The following is a 910-nucleotide window of genomic DNA, read 5'->3' on the forward strand; positions in this document are numbered from 1 at the left end:
AAGCTGGAGCCGAGATCTTCCATGATCTGCGAGAACCGCATCGTGTCTTCCTGGATGCGCTGCGAGGCACCCTCGATATGGCGTAGCCTGCCCCAATTCTCGACGAAGTAGTTGTTCATCGCCGTGCGCCAACGGAAGATCCAGTGACTGACGATGAAGGCGTTGACCACCTGCACATTCATGCCGACCAGGGCGAGCCACGAAAAATCAGCCAATCCGATATAAAATTCGCTGTTGGTCGACTTTCCAGTCCCCGACATCAGCCCCTGCACATAGTCGAAGAAAGGCCCATACCAGGCGTTGACGGCGACGCTGACCTGCACATTGAAATAGATGAAGAACAGGATGACCGCGGTCATCAGGATCGACCAGCGTTGCCATGGATGCGGCGAATACCAGCTCCAGAATGCGTAGAAGACGAGCACGCAGAACGCGAAATAGAGATAGAACCAGAGGAACGGCTTCGATACGAGGATGGCGATGCCGATGATGGGCGGCGCGCCGGCCGCGGCGGGCGGCAATCCGAAAACCGTACCTAATTGTTCACCACCGAAGAACCAGAACAGGATCGCCGCAAGGCTCCAGACGGCGGCCGAAGTGAAGAACAGCTTCGGCTGCGGGAAAAAGGATACGAACACTGTGGCGAATTCCTCGATCTAGGCACAAATCAGCTGACGACAGCGGGCATAAAGTCACACATTAGTGGGAAAGAAAATGCCCGTGCCCGATGCCCGGCACAGCAAGCTCACAATCATGGCGATTTTGGCGCAGCCGACCATGTGATGGCGCCGGAGACGACCAGCACGATCGCGGCTGTGATCGAGGCGAGGAAGAAATCGCCGGACATCTGCGCCAGAAACCCGGCGGCGACCGGCCCGATGATCTGGCCAAGGCCGAACGCAGCCGTCAT

At 57.6% G+C, this 910-nt stretch carries 2 protein-coding genes; both read right to left on the reverse strand.

Going from position 1 to position 910, the window contains the following annotated elements; translation table 11 throughout:
* Positions 1 to 638: SbmA/BacA-like family transporter (locus EN879_RS37355; RefSeq protein ID WP_281034632.1), on the reverse strand; the 638-nt coding region annotated here is incomplete at its 3' end.
* A gap of 113 nt (positions 639 to 751) precedes the next feature.
* Positions 752 to 910, reverse strand: a 159-nt coding sequence (locus EN879_RS37360) for a YbfB/YjiJ family MFS transporter (protein WP_127274785.1), incomplete at its 5' end; no start/stop codon positions are given.

This window comes from Mesorhizobium sp. M7A.F.Ca.AU.002.02.1.1, from assembly GCF_003998535.1.
Taxonomy (GTDB): domain Bacteria; phylum Pseudomonadota; class Alphaproteobacteria; order Rhizobiales; family Rhizobiaceae; genus Mesorhizobium; species Mesorhizobium ciceri.